Source organism: Paraburkholderia aspalathi (assembly GCF_900116445.1).
GTDB classification, from domain to species: Bacteria; Pseudomonadota; Gammaproteobacteria; order Burkholderiales; family Burkholderiaceae; genus Paraburkholderia; species Paraburkholderia aspalathi.
Genome location: NZ_FPBH01000026.1, coordinates 24,979 through 42,859, shown reverse-complemented (window position 1 = coordinate 42,859; position 17,881 = coordinate 24,979). Strand labels below are relative to the sequence as shown.

Annotated in this window: 14 protein-coding genes; 10 read left to right on the top strand and 4 right to left on the bottom strand. The window is 61.1% G+C overall.

Features of this window, described 5'->3' with window-relative positions; genetic code table 11:
* Window positions 1–227: 227 nt before the first annotated feature.
* From BM438_RS31775 to BM438_RS31740, 8 genes are all read left to right on the top strand, one after another.
* Window positions 228–1,508 (top strand): Zn-dependent hydrolase, encoded by a 1,281-nt coding sequence (locus tag BM438_RS31775; protein ID WP_093643107.1) that lies wholly within the window; start codon window positions 228–230, stop codon window positions 1,506–1,508.
* 135 nt (window positions 1,509–1,643) lie between these two features.
* Window positions 1,644–2,993, top strand: a complete 1,350-nt coding sequence (locus BM438_RS31770) for an NAD(P)-dependent oxidoreductase (RefSeq protein WP_093643104.1) — start codon at window positions 1,644–1,646, stop codon at window positions 2,991–2,993.
* Between the two features lie 68 nt (window positions 2,994–3,061).
* Window positions 3,062–4,396 (top strand): NAD-dependent dihydropyrimidine dehydrogenase subunit PreA, encoded by a 1,335-nt coding sequence (gene preA / locus BM438_RS31765; protein ID WP_093643101.1) that lies wholly within the window; start codon window positions 3,062–3,064, stop codon window positions 4,394–4,396.
* A gap of 129 nt (window positions 4,397–4,525) precedes the next feature.
* The gene (locus BM438_RS31760; RefSeq protein ID WP_093643098.1) at window positions 4,526–6,037 is read left to right on the top strand and encodes an NCS1 family nucleobase:cation symporter-1; all 1,512 of its coding nucleotides are present in this window, start codon (window positions 4,526–4,528) and stop codon (window positions 6,035–6,037) included.
* Between the two features lie 75 nt (window positions 6,038–6,112).
* A complete protein-coding gene (hydA, locus tag BM438_RS31755) occupies window positions 6,113–7,564 on the top strand; it encodes a dihydropyrimidinase (RefSeq protein ID WP_093643096.1) in 1,452 nt (483 codons plus the stop codon).
* Between the two features lie 354 nt (window positions 7,565–7,918).
* A complete protein-coding gene (locus tag BM438_RS31750) occupies window positions 7,919–8,701 on the top strand; it encodes an amino acid ABC transporter substrate-binding protein (protein ID WP_093643093.1) in 783 nt (260 codons plus the stop codon).
* 22 nt (window positions 8,702–8,723) lie between these two features.
* A complete protein-coding gene (locus BM438_RS31745) occupies window positions 8,724–9,401 on the top strand; it encodes an amino acid ABC transporter permease (RefSeq protein WP_054040530.1) in 678 nt (225 codons plus the stop codon).
* The gene (locus BM438_RS31740; RefSeq protein WP_093643088.1) at window positions 9,401–10,174 is read left to right on the top strand and encodes an amino acid ABC transporter ATP-binding protein; all 774 of its coding nucleotides are present in this window, start codon (window positions 9,401–9,403) and stop codon (window positions 10,172–10,174) included. Before BM438_RS31745 ends, BM438_RS31740 begins: the two co-directional genes overlap by 1 nt.
* A 403-nt stretch (window positions 10,175–10,577) precedes the next feature.
* Here the strand turns inward: BM438_RS31740 and leuA are convergent, their stop codons facing one another.
* On the bottom strand, window positions 10,578–12,296 hold the full coding sequence (leuA, locus tag BM438_RS31735) for a 2-isopropylmalate synthase (RefSeq protein WP_093643085.1): 1,719 nt from the start codon (window positions 12,294–12,296) through the stop codon (window positions 10,578–10,580).
* A 324-nt stretch (window positions 12,297–12,620) separates the two neighbouring features.
* Window positions 12,621–13,499, bottom strand: a complete 879-nt coding sequence (locus BM438_RS31730) for a class I SAM-dependent methyltransferase (RefSeq protein WP_093643082.1) — start codon at window positions 13,497–13,499, stop codon at window positions 12,621–12,623.
* A gap of 266 nt (window positions 13,500–13,765) precedes the next feature.
* On the opposite strand from BM438_RS31730, the gene BM438_RS31725 reads away from it, so the two are divergent.
* Window positions 13,766–14,095 carry a hypothetical protein gene (locus tag BM438_RS31725; protein ID WP_093643360.1) on the top strand — a complete coding sequence of 110 codons (330 nt, stop codon included), beginning with the start codon at window positions 13,766–13,768 and terminating at the stop codon, window positions 14,093–14,095.
* Window positions 14,096–14,276: 181 nt separating this feature from the next.
* Here BM438_RS31725 and BM438_RS31720 read toward each other — a convergent pair whose 3' ends face one another.
* On the bottom strand, window positions 14,277–14,912 hold the full coding sequence (locus tag BM438_RS31720) for a cadmium resistance transporter (RefSeq protein ID WP_093643079.1): 636 nt from the start codon (window positions 14,910–14,912) through the stop codon (window positions 14,277–14,279).
* Window positions 14,913–15,202: 290 nt separating this feature from the next.
* Between BM438_RS31720 and BM438_RS31715 the strand changes: the two genes are divergently transcribed.
* The gene (locus BM438_RS31715) at window positions 15,203–15,790 is read left to right on the top strand and encodes a hypothetical protein (protein ID WP_093643076.1); all 588 of its coding nucleotides are present in this window, start codon (window positions 15,203–15,205) and stop codon (window positions 15,788–15,790) included.
* 71 nt (window positions 15,791–15,861) lie between these two features.
* On the opposite strand, the gene BM438_RS31710 is transcribed toward BM438_RS31715, so the two are convergent.
* Window positions 15,862–17,733, bottom strand: coding sequence for a glycosyl transferase family 1 (locus BM438_RS31710; RefSeq protein ID WP_093643073.1), 1,872 nt, complete (start codon window positions 17,731–17,733; stop codon window positions 15,862–15,864).
* Window positions 17,734–17,881 lie beyond the last annotated feature (148 nt).

Here is a 17,881-nt window from a genome sequence, read left to right as displayed (position 1 = left end):
TTCTCGCTATGTTTGTCACCGTACGAAAGGTGTTGATTTGGCGGGCTTAATCGTCTACAACCTGTCCAACTGGACAGGATTGAGAGAGCGGGAGATGCCCCAGGGTTTGCCCTCTGTATAAGAGGCGATCAAAGGCATCGAGTGTGCACCGCCGCCGTGCGGCCACGCCCCAAAACCCGCCGCCGATGCACCAGTTTCATGTCGGTTCACCGAAAGGAGCGAGACGAATGAACGCGGTATCCGAAGCGCTGAAGCACGCAGAACCCGCTACGTCGATCAAGGTCGACGGCAAGCGGCTGTGGGACAGCCTGATGACGATGGCGAAGATCGGCGCGACGCCCAAAGGCGGCGTTTGCCGATTGGCGCTGACCGACCTCGACAAACAGGGGCGTGACCTGATCGTCAGTTGGGCGAAAGAAGCGGGCTGCACGGTCAGTGTCGATCAGATGGGCAATGTGTTCATGCGCCGTGCCGGGCGCAACCCTGATGCGTTGCCGGTTATGACCGGTTCGCATGCGGACTCGCAGCCGACCGGCGGCCGCTTCGACGGTATCTACGGCGTGCTAGGCGGGCTCGAAGTGATCCGCAGTCTCAACGATCACGACATCGAGACCGAGCATCCGGTTGAAGTGGTGATCTGGACCAACGAGGAGGGCTCGCGCTTTGCGCCCGCCATGGTTGCCTCGGGGGTGTTCGCCGGCGTCTTCACACTGGACTACGGCCTCTCGCGCAAGGATGTGGACGGCAAGACCATCGGCGAGGAACTCAAACGTATCGGTTATGCGGGCGATCTGCCTTGCGGTGGACGTCCCCTGCATGCCGCGTTCGAATTGCACATCGAACAAGGGCCGATTCTCGAAGCCGAGCACAAAACCATTGGCGTGGTGACCGATGCGCAAGGTCAACGCTGGTACGAGATCACGCTGACGGGGCAGGAGGCGCATGCGGGTCCGACGCCGATGCCGCGCCGTCGCGATGCGTTGCTCGGGGCCGCGCGTGTGGTCGATCTGGTCAATCGCATCGGGCTGGATAACGCGCCGTTCGGCTGCGCGACGGTCGGCATGATGCAGGTCTATCCGAACTCGCGCAATGTGATTCCGGGCCGCGTGTTCTTCACCGTCGACTTCCGTCATCCGGACGACGCGGTACTCGCGAAGATGGATGCCGCGTTACGTGAGGGCGTGAAGAAAATCACCAGCACCATCGGTCTGGAAACCGAACTCGAGCAGATCTTTTACTACGCGCCGGTCGCTTTCGACGAAGCCTGCGTGAAGTCAGTGCGCGCCGCGGCCGAACGCTTCGGCTATCCGCATCGCAACATGGTGTCCGGTGCGGGACATGACGCGTGCTATCTGTCGCAAGTCGCGCCGACTTCGATGGTGTTCGTCCCGTGCGTCGACGGGATCAGTCACAACGAGATCGAGGACGCGACCTTCGAATGGATCGAAGCGGGCGCGAACGTCTTGCTGCACGCCATGCTCGGACGAGCGTGCGAGCCGGTTTCATAACGCTTTAGCGGTAGCTGTGGCGGGTTTTAGTTATTCCCTAGCCTCACCGTAGTGCCTATAAAACATGCCGCCCCGGCTCCGCTTCAGCGCAGCCGACGGGACCGGCTACGTCCTCACATCGAAGAAGGAACGTGTATGGCCATCAAGCAAACCGGCGATATTGCGCCTCAGCGCCTATCGGCCGATCAACTCTCGTGCGAGTTCTCCGATATCGCACCGTTGCTCGACGCGAGTGCCGCGGCCGCAGCAGCGAGCCGCTGTCACTACTGTTACGACGCGCCGTGTGTGAACGCGTGTCCGACACAGATCGACATTCCCAGTTTCATTCGCAAGATCAGCAACGGCAATCTGAAGGGCGCGGCTGTCGACATTCTGTCGGCGAATCCGCTGGGCGGCATGTGCTCGCGCGTTTGCCCGACCGAGATTCTTTGCGAGGGTGCTTGCGTGCGCAACCATCAGGATGCGAAGCCGGTGGCGATCGGCGCGTTGCAACGTCATGCGACCGATTGGGCGATGGCGCGCGGTGAAGTGCTGTTCAAGCGCGCGGCTGAAACGGGTCGGCATGTTGCAGTGGTCGGTGCGGGACCGGCCGGACTTGCCTGTGCGCATCGGCTTGCATTGGCCGGCCATAACGTGACGATCTATGACGCCCACGAGAAAGCGGGTGGCCTGAACGAATACGGCATCGCTGCCTATAAAACCGTCGACGATTTTGCGCAGCGCGAAGTGGCGTGGCTGTGCTCGACCGGCGGCATCGAGATAAAAAACGGCGTCGCGCTTGGACGTGACGTGGATCTCGACGCGCTGCGCAAGCAGCATGACGCGGTTTTCCTCGCGATCGGTCTCACGGGCGTGCGCGCATTGGCGATGGAAGGCGAGGACCTGAGCGGCGTGATGAACGCAGTGGATTTCATCGAACAGGTGCGCACGGCGAGCGACTTCGGAACGGTGCCGGTGGGCCGGCGAGTTGTCGTGATCGGTGGCGGCAATACGGCAGTGGATGCCGCCGTGCAAAGCCACAAGCTCGGCGCGACCTCGGTGACGATGGTGTATCGGCGCGGCGTCGAGTCGATGAGCGCGACGTGGGCCGAGCGTGATTTCGCGCAGACCAACGGCGTCACGCTCGTCACGCATGCAAAGCCGGTGCGTTTGATCGGAGAAGGCGGCGTGGTGACGGGCGTCGAATTCGAGCGCACGTCAGGCGATGGCAGTCAGGAGCGCTTCGTGGCCGAAGCCGACATGGTGCTCAAGGCAATCGGACAGACGTTGGTGCCGGTCGGCATCGAGCGCGAACTGTTGACGCTGGACGGCAGCCGCATCGCGGTCGATGCAAACGGACAAACCTCGCTGCCAGGCGTATGGGCGGGTGGCGATTGTGCAGCGACTGGCGGGATCGATCTGACAGTCCAAGCGGTGCAGGACGGCAAGATTGCCGCCGCCGCGATCGACGCCCAGTTCGCCCGCACGGCAGTCAAAGCCGCGTAAGACAGGACAGAGCCACTTAAGCCGCGTATCACACCAAGATAAAACAAGCAGTCCCCAAGGAGCCGAACATGGCCGATCTGCGCTGTACGATTGCCGGCATTACGTCGCCGAATCCTTTCTGGCTCGCTTCCGCGCCGCCGACCGACAAAGCCTATAACGTGAACCGCGCGTTCGAAGCAGGCTGGGGTGGGGTCGTGTGGAAGACACTGGGCCTCGACCCGCATGTAGTGAACGTCAGCTCGCGCTATGGCGCGGTGCAATGGAACGGCCAGCGCATGGCGGGCCTGAACAACATCGAACTGATCACCGATCGTCCGCTCGACGTCAACCTTAAGGAAATCGCCCAGGTCAAACGCGACTGGCCGGATCGCGCGATGATCGTCTCGCTGATGGTGCCGTGCAACGAGCGCGACTGGAAGTGGATTTTGCCGCTCGTCGAAGATACGGGCGCCGATGCGGTGGAACTGAATTTCGGCTGTCCGCACGGCATGAGCGAGCGCGGCATGGGTGCGGCAGTGGGCCAGGTGCCCGAGTACATCGAGATGGTCACGCGCTGGGTCAAGGAAGGCTCGAAGCTGCCTTGCCTCGTCAAACTCACGCCGAATATCAGCGACATCCGCCTCGGTTCGCGTGCTGCCTATAAGGGCGGCGCCGACGGCGTGTCGCTGATCAACACGATCAATTCGATCGTCGCGGTGGATCTCGATGCGATGTCGCCGCTGCCGATGGTCGACGGCAAAGGCACACATGGTGGCTATTGCGGTCCGGCGGTGAAGCCGATCGCGCTGAACATGGTGGCTGAAATTGCGCGCGACGTCGAAACGCCGAATCTGCCGATCTCCGGCATCGGCGGCATTTCATCGTGGCGCGATGCGGCCGAATTCATGGTGCTCGGAGCAGGCAGCGTGCAGGTCTGCACGGCGGCAATGCACTATGGATTCCGCATCGTGTCCGATCTCGCGGATGGTCTCTCGAACTGGATGGACGAAAAAGGCTACGCGACACTCGACGACATTCGCGGCCGCGCCGTGCCGAACGTCACCGACTGGAAGTACCTGAACCTCAAATACGACATCAAGGCGCGCATCGATCAGGACAAGTGCATTCAGTGCGGCATCTGCCATATCGCCTGCGAAGACACTGCGCACCAGGCGATCATGAAAGAAAAAGATGGCGTCCGGCATTTTGAAGTGATGGACTCCGAATGTGTCGGCTGCAATCTGTGCATGCATGTGTGCCCGGTCGAGCAGTGCATCACGATGGAACGCGTGGACAGCGACGAGTACGCGAACTGGACTACGCATCCGAACAACCCAGCGCGGGTGGATGCCGGTGAAGGCGGCAAGTCGGACGCCGTTGAAACCGCCGAGCATGCCGATGCCCACGCAGCAAAAGCAGCCTGAAACGTGAGCGACCTGTAGGAAAAGAAACGAAGCGAAGCGAAGCGCTTGTACTGAACCTGTAATTTTCCCTTAGGGCCTGACGCGCCATCAGAAGCCGCGCGGGCCTCAACGATCAGTGGAGATCTTTCGATGAAGCAGACAGCGCAACCCGTCGATCCGCAGTTTGCGGCCGGCGCGCAGGGCAGCAGTCTTTACAACGACGACCTTGCGCCGACCGGCGTCGCACAGCGCACGTGGCGGTGGTATCACTTCGCCGCGCTGTGGGTGGGGATGGTGATGAACATCGCGTCATACATGCTCGCGGCCGGTTTGACGGAAGAGGGCATGTCGCCGTGGCAGGCGGTGGCAACGGTACTGCTCGGCAATCTGATCGTGCTGGTGCCGATGTTGCTGATCGGGCATGCGGGCGCGAAACACGGCATTCCGTACGCGGTGCTCGTGCGTTCTTCCTTCGGCACGCAGGGTGCGAAATTGCCGGCGATGCTGCGGGCGATCGTCGCGTGTGGCTGGTATGGCATTCAGACATGGCTTGGCGGCAGCGCGATCTACACGCTCTTGAATATTCTGACCGGCAACGCGCTGCACGGCGCGGCGTTGCCGTTCCTCGACATCTCGCTCACGCAGCTCGCGTGTTTCCTCGTGTTCTGGGCGCTGCAGATCTATTTTATTGTGCACGGCACTGACTCGATCCGCTGGCTCGAAAGCTGGTCCGCGCCGATCAAGATCGTGATGTGTATCGCGCTGGTGTGGTGGGCCACCTCGAAGGCGGGTGGTCTCGGCTCGATGTTGTCGGCGCCGTCGCAATTCGTGCCGGGCGGCAAGAAAGAAGGAATGTTCTGGGCGACTTTCTGGCCCGGCCTCACGGCAATGGTGGGCTTCTGGGCGACCCTCGCGCTGAACATTCCCGACTTCACGCGCTTTGCCAAAACGCAGCGCGACCAGATCATCGGCCAGTCGATTGGTTTGCCGGTGCCGATGGCCTTGCTCTCGGTGATCTCCGTGGTGGTGACATCGGCGACCGTGGTGATCTACGGCAAGGCGATCTGGGACCCGATCGATCTGACGAGCCGCATGACGGGCATAGGCGTCGGCATTGCACTGATCATCCTGACGCTCGATACGATGTGCTGCAATCTGGCGGCGAATCTCGTCGGCCCGGCTTATGACTTTTCGAGCTTGTGGCCGAAGGGTATTTCGTATCGCGTCGGTGGCATGATTACCGCGACCATTGCCATCGTGATGATGCCGTGGAAGATTCTCGCCACCACGCAGGGTTATATCTTTACTTGGTTGGTCGGTTACTCGGCTTTGCTCGGTCCGGTGGCGGGAATTCTGATGGTCGACTACTTCCTGATTCGCGGCACACGACTGGACACGCGCGAACTGTTCGACGAGCATGGCGAGTACAGCTACACGGGCGGCTGGAATATCGGCGCGGTGGTGGCGCTCGTGGTCGGCGTGCTGCCGAATCTGCCGGGCTTCCTGCACACCGCGTTTCCGGCATCGTTTCCGAACGTGCCGGCGATTTTCAACACGCTCTATACGTATGCATGGTTTGTCGGACTCGCGTTGGCGTCGATCGTATACAGCGCGTGGATGAGGTTGAGCAAAGGACCGAGTGCGCGCGTGGCGAGTGCCTGAGAGTGTCCATAAGCCACGCACGAAGCAGATGAAGCACGTAGCACCGAAACCAGCAGTTCATAAGGAGGCGGCACCATGACGACCCTGATTCGCGGCGGCACGATTATCGACGCGGAGAACACGTATCGTGCGGACGTGTTGTGTGCGGACCCGCAGGACGGCGGCACGATCCTGCAGATCGGAGCGGACCTGGAGGCGCCGGCCGGCGCGACGATCGTCGATGCGGGCGGGCAGTATGTGATGCCCGGTGGCATCGATCCGCATACGCATATGGAATTGCCGTTCATGGGCACCACGGCCAGCGACGATTTCTACACCGGTACAGCCGCCGGTTTATCCGGTGGCACGACCAGCATCATCGACTTCGTGATTCCGAGCCCGAAGCAATCGCTGATGGAGGCCTTCAAGGAATGGCGCGGCTGGGCTGAGAAAGCATCGGCGGATTATGGTTTTCACGTTGCGGTGACGTGGTGGGACGATTCGGTCTATCGGGACATGGGCACGCTGGTGCATGAACACGGCGTGTCGAGTTTCAAGCACTTCATGGCCTACAAGAACGCCATCATGGCCGACGACGAAGTGCTGGTAAACAGCTTCTCGCGCTCGCTCGAACTCGGCGCGCTGCCCACCGTGCATGCGGAAAACGGTGAACTGGTGTTTCAACTGCAGCGTCAGTTGCTTGCCAAGGGCTTTACGGGACCCGAGGCGCATCCGTTGTCGCGGCCGCCTGAAGTGGAGGGCGAGGCCGCCAATCGGGCGATTCGCATTGCGCAAGTGCTCGGCGTGCCGGTATATATCGTCCACGTGTCCGCGAAGGATGCGGTCGACGCGATTGCGCGTGCCCGCAGCGAAGGCCTTCGCGTATTCGGCGAAGTGTTGCCGGGCCATCTGGTGATCGATGAAGCGGTGTATCGCGATCCCGACTGGACCCGCGCGGCGGCGCACGTGATGAGCCCGCCGTTCCGTTCCGCGGAGCATCGCGAAGCATTGTGGCGGGGTTTGCAAGCGGGCCAATTGCACACCACCGCGACTGACCACTGCGTGTTTTGCGCGTCGCAGAAGGCCATGGGTCGTGAGGACTTTACGAAGATCCCGAACGGCTGCGGCGGCGTGGAAGATCGTATGGCGGTGCTTTGGCATCACGGCGTGAATTCGGGGCGTCTCACGCCGAACGAATTCGTGCGCATTACCTCAACTAACGCCGCGCAGATTTTCAACCTGTATCCGCGGAAGGGTGCGGTTCAGGTGGGGGCCGATGCAGACCTGGTCGTGTGGGATCCGCAGGCAAGCAAGACGATTTCGGTGAAGACGCATCACCAGAAGGTCGACTTCAACGTGTTCGAAGGCATGACGGTGCAGGGCGTGGCGAAGCACACGCTCACGCGCGGCGCGCTCGCATGGACCGAAGGCGAACTGCGGGCAGTGCGTGGCGCAGGGCGTTATCTGAAGCGCCCGCCGAATCCGGCTTACTTCGACGCGATCCGGGTGGCCAATAAGCGCAAGGAGCCGCATCCGGTAGAACGGTAAGCCGTTTGCAAACTGACGGGCGGCCTCGCAATGCCGCCCGTACCGACCATTTTTCAACGCCGCGCGTTCGCCGCGGCGATACCCCTCCCGCGTTTTCCCCGATGGCGCCCGGCACGTGTTCCGTGGTGCGATGCATGCCGCGTCTGCCATATCTGCTGTAAAGTCGAATTCGACGTTGTATGAGCCACCTTGGCTGTCCGCTTAGCACGCAAGCGCATATTGATCGGAAACCTGATCCTTTGTAAAAACGCAAACCGTTTGCTACAGTCCGCCCACTCTGCCGGGTCTGACCGCCGGCGGGATGCCGCACACAAAACCATGCAACTGACGTAGCAAACTTTACGGAGCCACCAGATGAAGTCGATTCGTTCCATTCTGCTGATCGCGCTGCTGCAAGCGGTGACCCTGAGCCCGGCATTCGCTGCTGACGAGCTCGCGCAGATCAAGTCCGCGGGCGTGTTCAAGATCGGCACCGAAGGCACCTACGCACCGTTCACGTACCACGATGAATCCGGCAAGCTGACCGGCTTCGACGTCGAGATCGGCACCGAGATCGCCAAGCGCCTGGGCGTCAAGCCGCAATTCGTCGAAGGGAAATGGGACGGCCTGATCGCCGGTCTCGATGTGAACCGCTACGACTCGGTGATCAACGAAGTCGCTGTCACCGACGCACGCAAAGCGAAATACGATTTCTCGGACCCGTACATCACATCGCACGCGGCGCTGATCGTGCGTTCGGACAACACCACGATCAAGACGTTTGACGACCTGAAGGGCAAGAAATCGGCGAATACGCTGACCAGCAACTTCGGCAAGATTGCGGCTGCGCACGGCGCCGAGGTGATTCCCGTGCAGGGCTTCAACGAATCGGTCGACCTGCTGACCTCGGGGCGCGTCGATGCGACCGTCAACGATTCGCTGTCGTTCCTCGACTTCAAGAAGCATAAGCCGGACGCGAAGGTGAAGATCGCCGCGCTCGACACGTCGGCTGACAGCAGCGACAAATCCGCGGTGCTGATCCGCAAGGGCAGCCCGGAATTGCAGGCGGCCATCAACAAGGCGCTCGCTGACATGAAGAAAGACGGCACTTACGCGAAGATTTCGCAGAAGTACTTCGGTAAAGACGTCTCCCAATAAGCGTCATCTGCGAGTCTGAATCATGCCGGCATGGTTGCATCTGATGGCGCAGTCGCTGTGGCCCCTGCTGTATGCGGGGCTGGTCTTTACCGTGCCGCTCACGCTGGCATCCTTCGCGATCGGAATCGTGCTCGCGTTTATCGTCGCACTGGTCCGGCTATTCGGGCCGAAGTGGGCGATCGCGTGCGTGCGTTTCTACGTATGGCTGTTCCGCGGCTCGCCGTTGCTCGTGCAACTGTTCGTGATTTTCTACGGACTGCCGAACGTGGGCATTGTGCTCGATCCGTTGACGGCGGCGATCATTGGTTTTTCGCTGAATGTCGGCGCGTATAACTCGGAAGTGATACGCGGCGTGATCGAGTCGATCCCGAAGGGCCAGTGGGAAGCAGCGTACTCGATGGGTATGACACGCGAGCAGGCGCTGCGCCGCGCGATCTTGCCGCAGGCGGCGCGTGTGGCGCTACCGCCGCTGTCGAACTCGTTCATCGCGTTGGTGAAGGACACATCGCTAGCGGCGGTGCTGACGGTACCTGAGGTATTTCAGGCAGCGCAGCGAATCGCATCCGTGACCTATGAACCGCTGATTCTCTACACAGAGGCGGCGCTGGTTTATCTTGTGTTCAGTTCGGTATTGTCGTCGGCGCAAGTCCGGCTCGAGCGCAAGTTCGGCCGTCACGCACTTTTCCATGCGGGCAACTGATGATTCGACTGGAAAAAATCGACAAGTACTTCGGCGAGAACCGGGTGTTGAACTCGGTGGATCTGCAACTCGCCTCGGGCAACGTCACCGCGCTGATTGGCCCATCTGGCAGTGGCAAGAGTACGCTGTTGCGCTGCGTGAACCTGTTGGAAATCCCGGAATCTGGATCACTTCAAGTTGGCGACCAACGCCTCGAATTCAGCCGCGACCACAAGCCCCCGCGCGAGGAGGTGCTGACGATCCGCCGCCGCACCGGCATGGTATTCCAGAACTTCCAGTTGTTTCCGCACTTGACGGTCCGCCAGAACGTCATGGAAGGCTTGCTGACCGTACAGAAGTGGGACAAGGAAAAAGCGCGCGTACGAGCAGACGAATTGCTGGAGAAAGTCGGCATCGCGCAAAAAGCAGACGCATGGCCCTCAACACTTTCCGGCGGCCAGCAGCAACGCGTAGCGATAGCGCGGGCGCTAGCCCCATCGCCGGAAGTATTGTTGTGCGACGAACCGACTTCGGCACTGGACCCCGGACTAGCCGCGGAGGTAGTAGACGTACTGAAACAGCTCGCGACGGAAGGCATGACGATGTTAATGGCGACGCACGATTTGCGCCTCGCCGCGACAATCGCACGAGACGTAGTGTTTCTAAACAACGGCGTAGTGATCGAGGCCGGCCCATCAAGGGATATTTTCATGAACCCGAGCCAACCGGAAACAGAGCGTTTCGTATCGACACTGACGCACAGCTTGCCGGACGCATGGACAGAGCGAGGCTAACCTGGGAGAGGGAAGGGCGGGAGCAAAGCCAGCGTATCGATCTCCGGTAACGCAGTACAAAAAAAGAGGGGCGCCAAAGCGCCCCTCAAGTAAAACACACAACAGTCCCAATCCGAGCCCACTGGTTTTCTAGCAGACTCTTCCGACGAGCACACAGTGCAAGTCGGGAAGTATGACTCCCTTGTCACTAGCGTATGCGGGAGCACGAACCCAGATTCCAGATGCACCACTACCCTGCGCAAACCACGGTGCCCACTTAGCATTAGCGGTTTGAGCCGCTTTCTTTTGCCTACTTTTCTTTGCGGCGGCAAAGAAAAGTAGGTGCCGCCCCGCACAGGGGCAACGCTAATAGACCACTAACAAATCAAGGAAAGGCACCAAAGCCAGACCAAAGAAAAGAAACTCAAACCGCCACACGCTCCGCGTCATCCCTAAGCGCGACTTCAAAAAACCGCTCCTGCGCACCGGAACTAGCGCGTTCATAAGCGCGATTAACCCCACTAATAACAGCCCGAATAGAAGCCGTCACCAGATTGGCATCAATCCCAACCCCAAACGCACTCCCAGCCACATCAGCGCCGGCCATTTCAGCAACAGCAACAGCCCGAGCATCGGCGCCCTGAGTCAAAGCACGCTCCTCATAATGCTGAATCCGCACCGGCACCCCCATAGCATGCATCAACGCATCAAGAGGCCCATTCCCTTCACCGCTCAACACGCGCCGCGAGCCATGAATATCGACAGTGAGCTTGATATGCTCCCGATCGCCGCGTTCAGACAGGCTATGCCCGATATAGCGAATCGGCTCAACACTATGCACATACTCCTGCTGAAACAATTCCCAGATCTGCGAAGGCGTCACTTCCTGCCCGCTATCATCCGTATAGCGCTGCACGGCCGAACTGAAATCAACCTGCAAGCGCCGCGGCAACACAACCCCATAGCCCTGCTCGAGCAAATAAGCAATCCCACCCTTGCCAGACTGGCTATTCACGCGAATAACTGAATCATAGGTGCGCCCAAGATCGCTAGGATCGATCGGCATATAAGGCACTTCCCAGACCGCGTCCGGTTTCTGCACCGCAAAACCCTTCTTGATCGCATCCTGATGCGAGCCGGAGAACGCGGTGAACACCAGATCGCCGACATACGGATGGCGCGGATGCACCGGCAACTGCGTGCATTCCTCAGCAGTCCGCGCGACTTCATTGATATTCGAAAAATCGAGTTCAGGATCGACACCCTGCGTGTACAGATTCAACGCGAGCGTCACGAGATCGACATTGCCGGTACGTTCGCCATTGCCGAACAAACACCCCTCGACCCGATCCGCTCCCGCCATCACCGCCAGTTCAGCGGCAGCCACGGCCGTGCCGCGATCGTTGTGCGGATGCACGGAAACAATCAACGAATCGCGACGCGCGAGATTACGATGCATCCATTCGATCTGGTCCGCGTAGACGTTCGGCGTAGCCATTTCGACGGTAGCGGGCAGGTTGACGATCGCTTTGTGCTCGGGCGTCGGTTGCCAGATATCGAACACGGCGTCGCATACTTCCTTGGCGAATTCGAGTTCGGTGCCGCTGAACACTTCCGGGCTGTATTGCAACGTGAAGTGCGTTTCCGGCGTAGCGTCGGCGAGACGCTTCATCGTACGCGCGGCGTTTTGCGCGAGTTCTTTCACGCCGCTCTTTTCGAGGCCGAACACGATGCGGCGGAATTCCGGCGCGGTGGCGTTGTACAGATGGACGATGGCGCGCGGCGCGCCACGCAAGGACTCGAAGGTGCGTTCGATCAGGTCGTCGCGGGCTTGCGTCAACACTTCGATGGTGACGTCGTCGGGGATGTGACCGCCTTCGATCAACTCACGCACGAAATTGAAGTCGGTCTGCGAGGCAGACGGAAATGCGACTTCGATTTCCTTGAAGCCGATCTGCACCAGCGTCTTGAACATGCGCATCTTGCGTTGCGCGTTCATCGGCTCGAACAGCGCCTGGTTGCCGTCACGCAGATCGGTACTCATCCAGATCGGCGCACGCGTGATGACCCGCGACGGCCACTGGCGGTCCGTCAAATTGATGGGCTTGAACGAGTGGTACTTGGTAGCAGGGTTCTTCAACATTTTCATCATCCTTGGGATCGAACAACCTGGGTTGTCGACCGGACGACGAAAAGACAAAGCATGGCCGCCGGTCGGAAACCGGGGCTGGGTCAGTTACTGGGGAATTGAGCGGTGCTTCGGGTGTATCAGATGGAAGCGCGCAGCAGCAGACCTAGCCCGGTAGAGCGGGCTAGTAGTAGCGATAGGATGGTCTGGGCGCGGTACATAGTGCGCAATAGGAACATATTATTGGGATCCCGTCAAGCGCCGGTGCGGCGAAGCGCGTACCGGCCGGAAGGGCTTATACCGGCCGGCGCGCGCTGAAACCCGGGCCGGTCATACGTGTCACCTGGGTTTCACGAAGCGCAAGGTCATGCGATCCGACTCGCCGATCGCGGCGTACTTCGCCCGGTCGACGTCGTGGCCCTCATACGTGGGCGGCAGCGACCACACACCGTGCGGATAGTTTTTCGTGTCGCGCGGATTGCTGTTCACCTCGCTTTGGCCCGCCAATTCGAAACCTGCCGCTCGGGCGTGTTCGATGACATAGGCTTCGGTGACATAGCCGCTGTCGATGGTCTGTTGCAGCGAAGTGCCCGGCGCCGCGCGATGTTCCTCGACGCCGAGGATGCCGCCCGGCTTGAGTGCCGCGTAAAAGGCGCGCAGATTGGCGTCGATCTGGCCGTCCTTGATCCAGTTGTGGATATTGCGGAAGGTCAGCACCTCGTCAACGCTGCCGTCGGCCGGAAAGCCGCTGAACTGACCTGCTCGCAGTGTGCCGACCACGACATTGCTATAGACAGCGGGAGTGGCCGCCAGCTTGCGCGCGAACGACGCCCGGCCAGCCTGCTCTTCTGCCAACGACGCGGCGTCCGGGCTGTCGTATTGCGCCTCGTACAGCTTGCCGTGGTCGTGCAGATAGGGCGCGAGTATCTCCGTGTACCAGCCGCCACCGGGCGCGATCTCCAGCACGGTTTGCGACGACGTCACGCCGAAGAACTGCAGCGTTTCCTTCGGATGGCGGTAGACATCGCGTGCACGGTTCCTGTCGCTACGCTGCGGCCCCGAAATGGCGGCATCGAGCGAGGCGGAATCAGCCGCCGAGAGAGAGGTCGATGCCGTTGGAGCGGCGCAGGCGGCTAGCAGCAGTGCCGCGCTCAGTGCCGCGAGCGCGGAACGCAGCGCGCGGGCTTGGGGAGTGGGGTGGGTGTTCATGGCAGCCATTATCGGGCGCGATCGTCCTGGAAAGAAAGCGCCAATCGGCATAACGATATGCGCTTGGGGTATTTGCTGTGATCCCGTGTCCCTCGTGGCTTTGGTGAGCGCACGGGGCATGCCGGGTCGGCACTTTTACGGTGGGCGGGCAGATTGTGCCGAATCCGAAAGAGGAGGTAGCGCGTATAAATGATGTGATCAGCGTCTGCCGCGCCTGTACTGGAATCGCGGACATGATCGCCTTTCATTTCACTTTGCACTTGCCGGAGGTCGGTATGAAGCGAACATCGAGGACGTCGAGGGTAGTGGGGGTTCTGCTGTATGCGCTCGCTTGCGGCGTCGCCGCGCAGGCTGGCGCACAGGGCCTGAGCGTGCAGGACGACATCAACGCGCCGCAAAACAGTACGCGCGTGATGCCGAGCGCGGCGCGCGGCAGCGAATATCCGACGCACGGCAACCAGCAGGCGGGCGAGTTGAATCTGAATCCGACCGATCCGCGCGCGCAACTGGTCAATGGATTGCCGAATAATACCCAGTCGGGCGGTTACGGGTCGCCGCTCGCCGGCGTGCGCACTTACGTGCAGCCGCAAATGCCGTCGAACTGACCGTTGGCGTGGGCGACAGTCGGTCGTGCTGCATCGCGCGCTGGCAGCAGCGCATCCCGGCACGGACTGTAAGGTTTCTGGTTTGGACCCGGATTCAGGCTTTGGCTCAGACTCAGCCTTTCAGGTGCGAGGCGCGACCATCGCACCGCCCGGCGATCGGATCTTCGGCCGTCGGTCCGCCTCAGATACCGAACACGATCCGCAAGGTATCGTTATTCACGATCACCGAGACGCCAATGACCAGTAGGATCAGCGGCAGCAACGCGGTGCCATAGCGCCGGATCGGCGCGCCCAGCAAAGGATGCTCCACCAGCCACACCGCTCCTGCGCACCAGAGGCCGATCATGACGACGAACACCAGCGAGATGAACATGCCCTCGCTATGCGAATGACTCGCGTACAGGGGCACGTAGACAGCGAGATTGTCCGAGCCGTTGGCGACCGCCACGCATGCCACTGTCCACCATGACGAGCCTGCGCCGGCCTTAGTTGGCGTGGCTGGTGCACGCGTGCCCGCCGTGGCCTGCGCCTCTTGCACCTGATCCACGTGGCCGGGGCGAAAGCGCGCCCATGCTTTGCTCAGGCCCACGCCGATCGGCAAGATACCGAGCAGACCGACGTAGCCGAAAGGTAGGCGTGTCAACAGTGCGGCGAGCAGAATCGACCCTACGATCAAGGTCAGCGAACCGGCAAACTGCCCGGCGATCACGCGCCGACGCTGGCCGCCCGTTTCCGCAAGGAAGGCGAGCAGCACGAAAAGGTTGTCGATGTTAGTCGCGGCGTAGGCGGCGACGGCGAGCAGGGCAAGGCTGAACATGCGGAAAAGCCGGTCAATGCGCAGTGGGAAAACGGTTCCGCACCCATCAAGCGGGTTTGGCTGAAGAGGTGGCGTGCCGCAGGTATGGCGACCGGTCAACACGATGCCGATGCAAGGCGTCGCGGTCAAGCCGTCTCTTTGTCTTGTGTGATGTGCGGATCGGCACGTCCTTGCGAGGTGCCGCGCCACTGTCTCCGTTCTTCTCCCTGTGCGGTCCCCGTGAGCGGCGGCGGTGCCGATCCGCCAGCCCGTAAGCTACAATTGCCGACGGCTTGCAAAACGGAACACCAATGAAAGTTCGGATTCTCTCTATCGCCTGCGTCACGACTGCTGCAGCGCTGCTGGCGGCCTGCACGGCCGTCTACAAGAACTCGGATGCATGCGAGCAGTTGATGCGAAGCAAGCTGGCTGAAACGTCGTCGCCGGATACGCTGAGGATCGCTCATACGGGCACCGCTATCGACGGCTCGCGGGTGGTCGTCGAGGGATCGATCGAGCATGTGATGACGGCTTCGGAGGTTGCGGCCGCTTCGGCGGCGTCCGCGGCGAAATTGGCGAATGCGCCTCACCCGGCTTCGGGCGTGCGCGCGGCGTCCGGCGTGTCCGTGGCGCAGGGGGCTTCCTCGGCTTCGGCCGCGGCTGCTGCCTCACGCGTGACGGCTGCAGCGGCTTCGGATGCGACGGCCGCTTCAGCGAGCCTCGCTGCTTCGGCGAGTGACGCAGCTTCGCTCAAATCGGCCAAGCCGAAGAAGGTCAATACGGCAGCCGCCGCTGAGTGCACATTCCACGGCTCCGCGCTGAGCGTATTCAGCTGGTTGGCGCCGGCAAAGCTCGCCACGCCGGCCCCCACTGCTGCGAGCGAAGCCGCCGCTGAATAAAGCCTTGCTCGCAACGGGCGCGGGCAGCTTTCGCTAACGCCTGCTCAACCGCGAATCGCGAAACACAAAGCTCAAGCCGCCCCATCCGCGAGGCGGCTTTTGTTTTGGCGCATCAGTTTCAGCACGCTTTCGCCGAACGCCTGCGGCCGCCCTTCGAAGCAGCGCTGCACCGCCTGCGTGTCGATCAGACGTTGGCGCAGCGCCGTGCGCTCGTCGCGCTGGTCGATCATGCGCACGGCCGCAGCGATATACGTCTCGACGCTGTCCGAGGTGGTCCACGAGGGCATGCCCACGCGCTCGAATAGCGCCCCGTCGATCTGCTCGAACACTTCCGGCCCGCGTTTGCATACGCCTGGCAAGCCAAGCGTCAGTGCATCGACAATACCGTTGGTGTTGCCGAACGGAAACGGGCTCAGGAACAGATCGGCCTGGTTGACGCGCGCCAGATACGCGGCGTAGTCGTGAAAGTCATGCACGACAGCGCCCGGTACTGCACGCACGATGGCGTCGCGCAGACGGTCGAACGGCAGACCCGACGGCACACCGGTCATGAAGTGAAACTCAACGGGCGTGGCCGCACGCGCGCCGATTTCGCGGCACGCGTCGAGAAAGCCGGGATTGAGTTTCATCGCGCTGGCGGTGATGACGATCTGCAGCGTCTCGCGCCGCGACGGAATCTGCGCGACGATGTCCGGCAACGCGACGGACGGGCGGTACGGTTGCCCGTCTTTCGGCAACTTCATCAGACGCTCGCTGAAGCAGGCCGGGTCGCCAACATAATCTTCCTCGACGCTGATGTAGTCGATCTTGTCTGAGTGCGTGGTAGCGGGATGGCCGAGCGCAGCGATCTGCAACGGCGCGATGCGCAGATTGGACATGAACACGGTTAGCACGAACATGCCGACGCTCGGCATGTACAACACGTCCGGTTGCTCGGCATCGGCGAAATCGCGAATCTTTTTCAGGCACTCGCCGATGTAGTCGGGCTCTTCCAGTTCGATAAAACGGTCGAAAACGTCCCGCCCCACTTCGTCGAGCGCATAACCGAAGCCGAAGCCCACCACCTCGAAATGTTCGCGTGCGGCTTCGAGCGTACGCGAGTGCGTGCGGTAGATCGAATGGGCGCCGCTGAACCATTCCAGCACCACCACCATCAGCGGTTTCTTGCCGCGCCGCGTTTTGGCTCTGGCAGGCACACGCTTTGGTGCGGGCAAGTCGGTCAGGCCGAGTTGTGCCAGCTTGCGGCGCACCAGCACGTTGATGTCCTGCTTGATCGCGTGCCGACGCGGCGTATCGGCATAGCTGCAGAACATATAGGCGTTGTGCAGCACGGCCGATGGCAGATCGTCGAGATCGTCGATGAGCTGCAGCTTGCCGGGCAGCCACTCCAGCAGCGCCTCGCGCTTGAGATGCGCGCTTGGCGAGCCATTGAAGACCGGTGCCAGCAAAGCGAGGGCGAGACAGGCCGCGATCGTTTTGTCGTAGGCCCAGAGTGCGGCGAAATCGAGTTCCAGTTCGGACTCGGTCGAATAGAGCACGCACAGCTTCTCGATGAAGCTGTCTCCCGGCAGAAACTGCGTGTCCGCCGCGCCGCGAGGATTGAGATGACGGACGACGTGGTCCGCATTGCCGAACGCCGTGGCCGAGAACAGCGTGCCGATCCATTCATGCAACGTGAAAAACAATCTGACGCACGCGGTGGGCGGCCGGAAATCCGGGTCGGCGAACAACGTAGACGCCGCACTTGTCAGACGTGTGCAGAAACGCTCGCGTTGCTCATTGGGAGACAGGTCGGTCATGCCCGATGCTTTGAAGCTCGCGTTCAACTCACCGCGCGTTTGCTGGAGGAGTGCGAGTGCCGCGATGAGCTGAAGTGAGGCTTGCGTATGCTGCCGCGTGTAGACGAGTTGCTCGAAATTGTCGAGCGAAAAGGTGACTTCCATCGTTTCACTGTTATTAGAGTATGCAGAGCTAACGATATCGAGATGACGCTAGCCGGAAACGACGATTATTGCTGTCAGGGCGTATCAAATAAGCGCGAGATGTGAGTTTGGGAATTTTCCTCGCAGGGGAATCCGATCTGTCTGTAGG

What these genes read in the sequence shown, in the direction of transcription:
- BM438_RS31775 (WP_093643107.1), top strand. Translation starts at nt 228, where the DNA reads ATGAACGCGGTATCCGAAGCGCTGAAGCACGCAGAACCCGCTACGTCG.
- BM438_RS31770 (WP_093643104.1), top strand. Translation starts at nt 1,644, where the DNA reads ATGGCCATCAAGCAAACCGGCGATATTGCGCCTCAGCGCCTATCGGCC.
- preA (WP_093643101.1), top strand. Translation starts at nt 3,062, where the DNA reads ATGGCCGATCTGCGCTGTACGATTGCCGGCATTACGTCGCCGAATCCT.
- BM438_RS31760 (WP_093643098.1), top strand. Translation starts at nt 4,526, where the DNA reads ATGAAGCAGACAGCGCAACCCGTCGATCCGCAGTTTGCGGCCGGCGCG.
- hydA (WP_093643096.1), top strand. Translation starts at nt 6,113, where the DNA reads ATGACGACCCTGATTCGCGGCGGCACGATTATCGACGCGGAGAACACG.
- BM438_RS31750 (WP_093643093.1), top strand. Translation starts at nt 7,919, where the DNA reads ATGAAGTCGATTCGTTCCATTCTGCTGATCGCGCTGCTGCAAGCGGTG.
- BM438_RS31745 (WP_054040530.1), top strand. Translation starts at nt 8,724, where the DNA reads ATGCCGGCATGGTTGCATCTGATGGCGCAGTCGCTGTGGCCCCTGCTG.
- BM438_RS31740 (WP_093643088.1), top strand. Translation starts at nt 9,401, where the DNA reads ATGATTCGACTGGAAAAAATCGACAAGTACTTCGGCGAGAACCGGGTG.
- leuA (WP_093643085.1), bottom strand. Translation starts at nt 12,296, where the DNA reads ATGTTGAAGAACCCTGCTACCAAGTACCACTCGTTCAAGCCCATCAAT.
- BM438_RS31730 (WP_093643082.1), bottom strand. Translation starts at nt 13,499, where the DNA reads ATGGCTGCCATGAACACCCACCCCACTCCCCAAGCCCGCGCGCTGCGT.
- BM438_RS31725 (WP_093643360.1), top strand. Translation starts at nt 13,766, where the DNA reads ATGAAGCGAACATCGAGGACGTCGAGGGTAGTGGGGGTTCTGCTGTAT.
- BM438_RS31720 (WP_093643079.1), bottom strand. Translation starts at nt 14,912, where the DNA reads ATGTTCAGCCTTGCCCTGCTCGCCGTCGCCGCCTACGCCGCGACTAAC.
- BM438_RS31715 (WP_093643076.1), top strand. Translation starts at nt 15,203, where the DNA reads ATGAAAGTTCGGATTCTCTCTATCGCCTGCGTCACGACTGCTGCAGCG.
- BM438_RS31710 (WP_093643073.1), bottom strand. Translation starts at nt 17,733, where the DNA reads ATGGAAGTCACCTTTTCGCTCGACAATTTCGAGCAACTCGTCTACACG.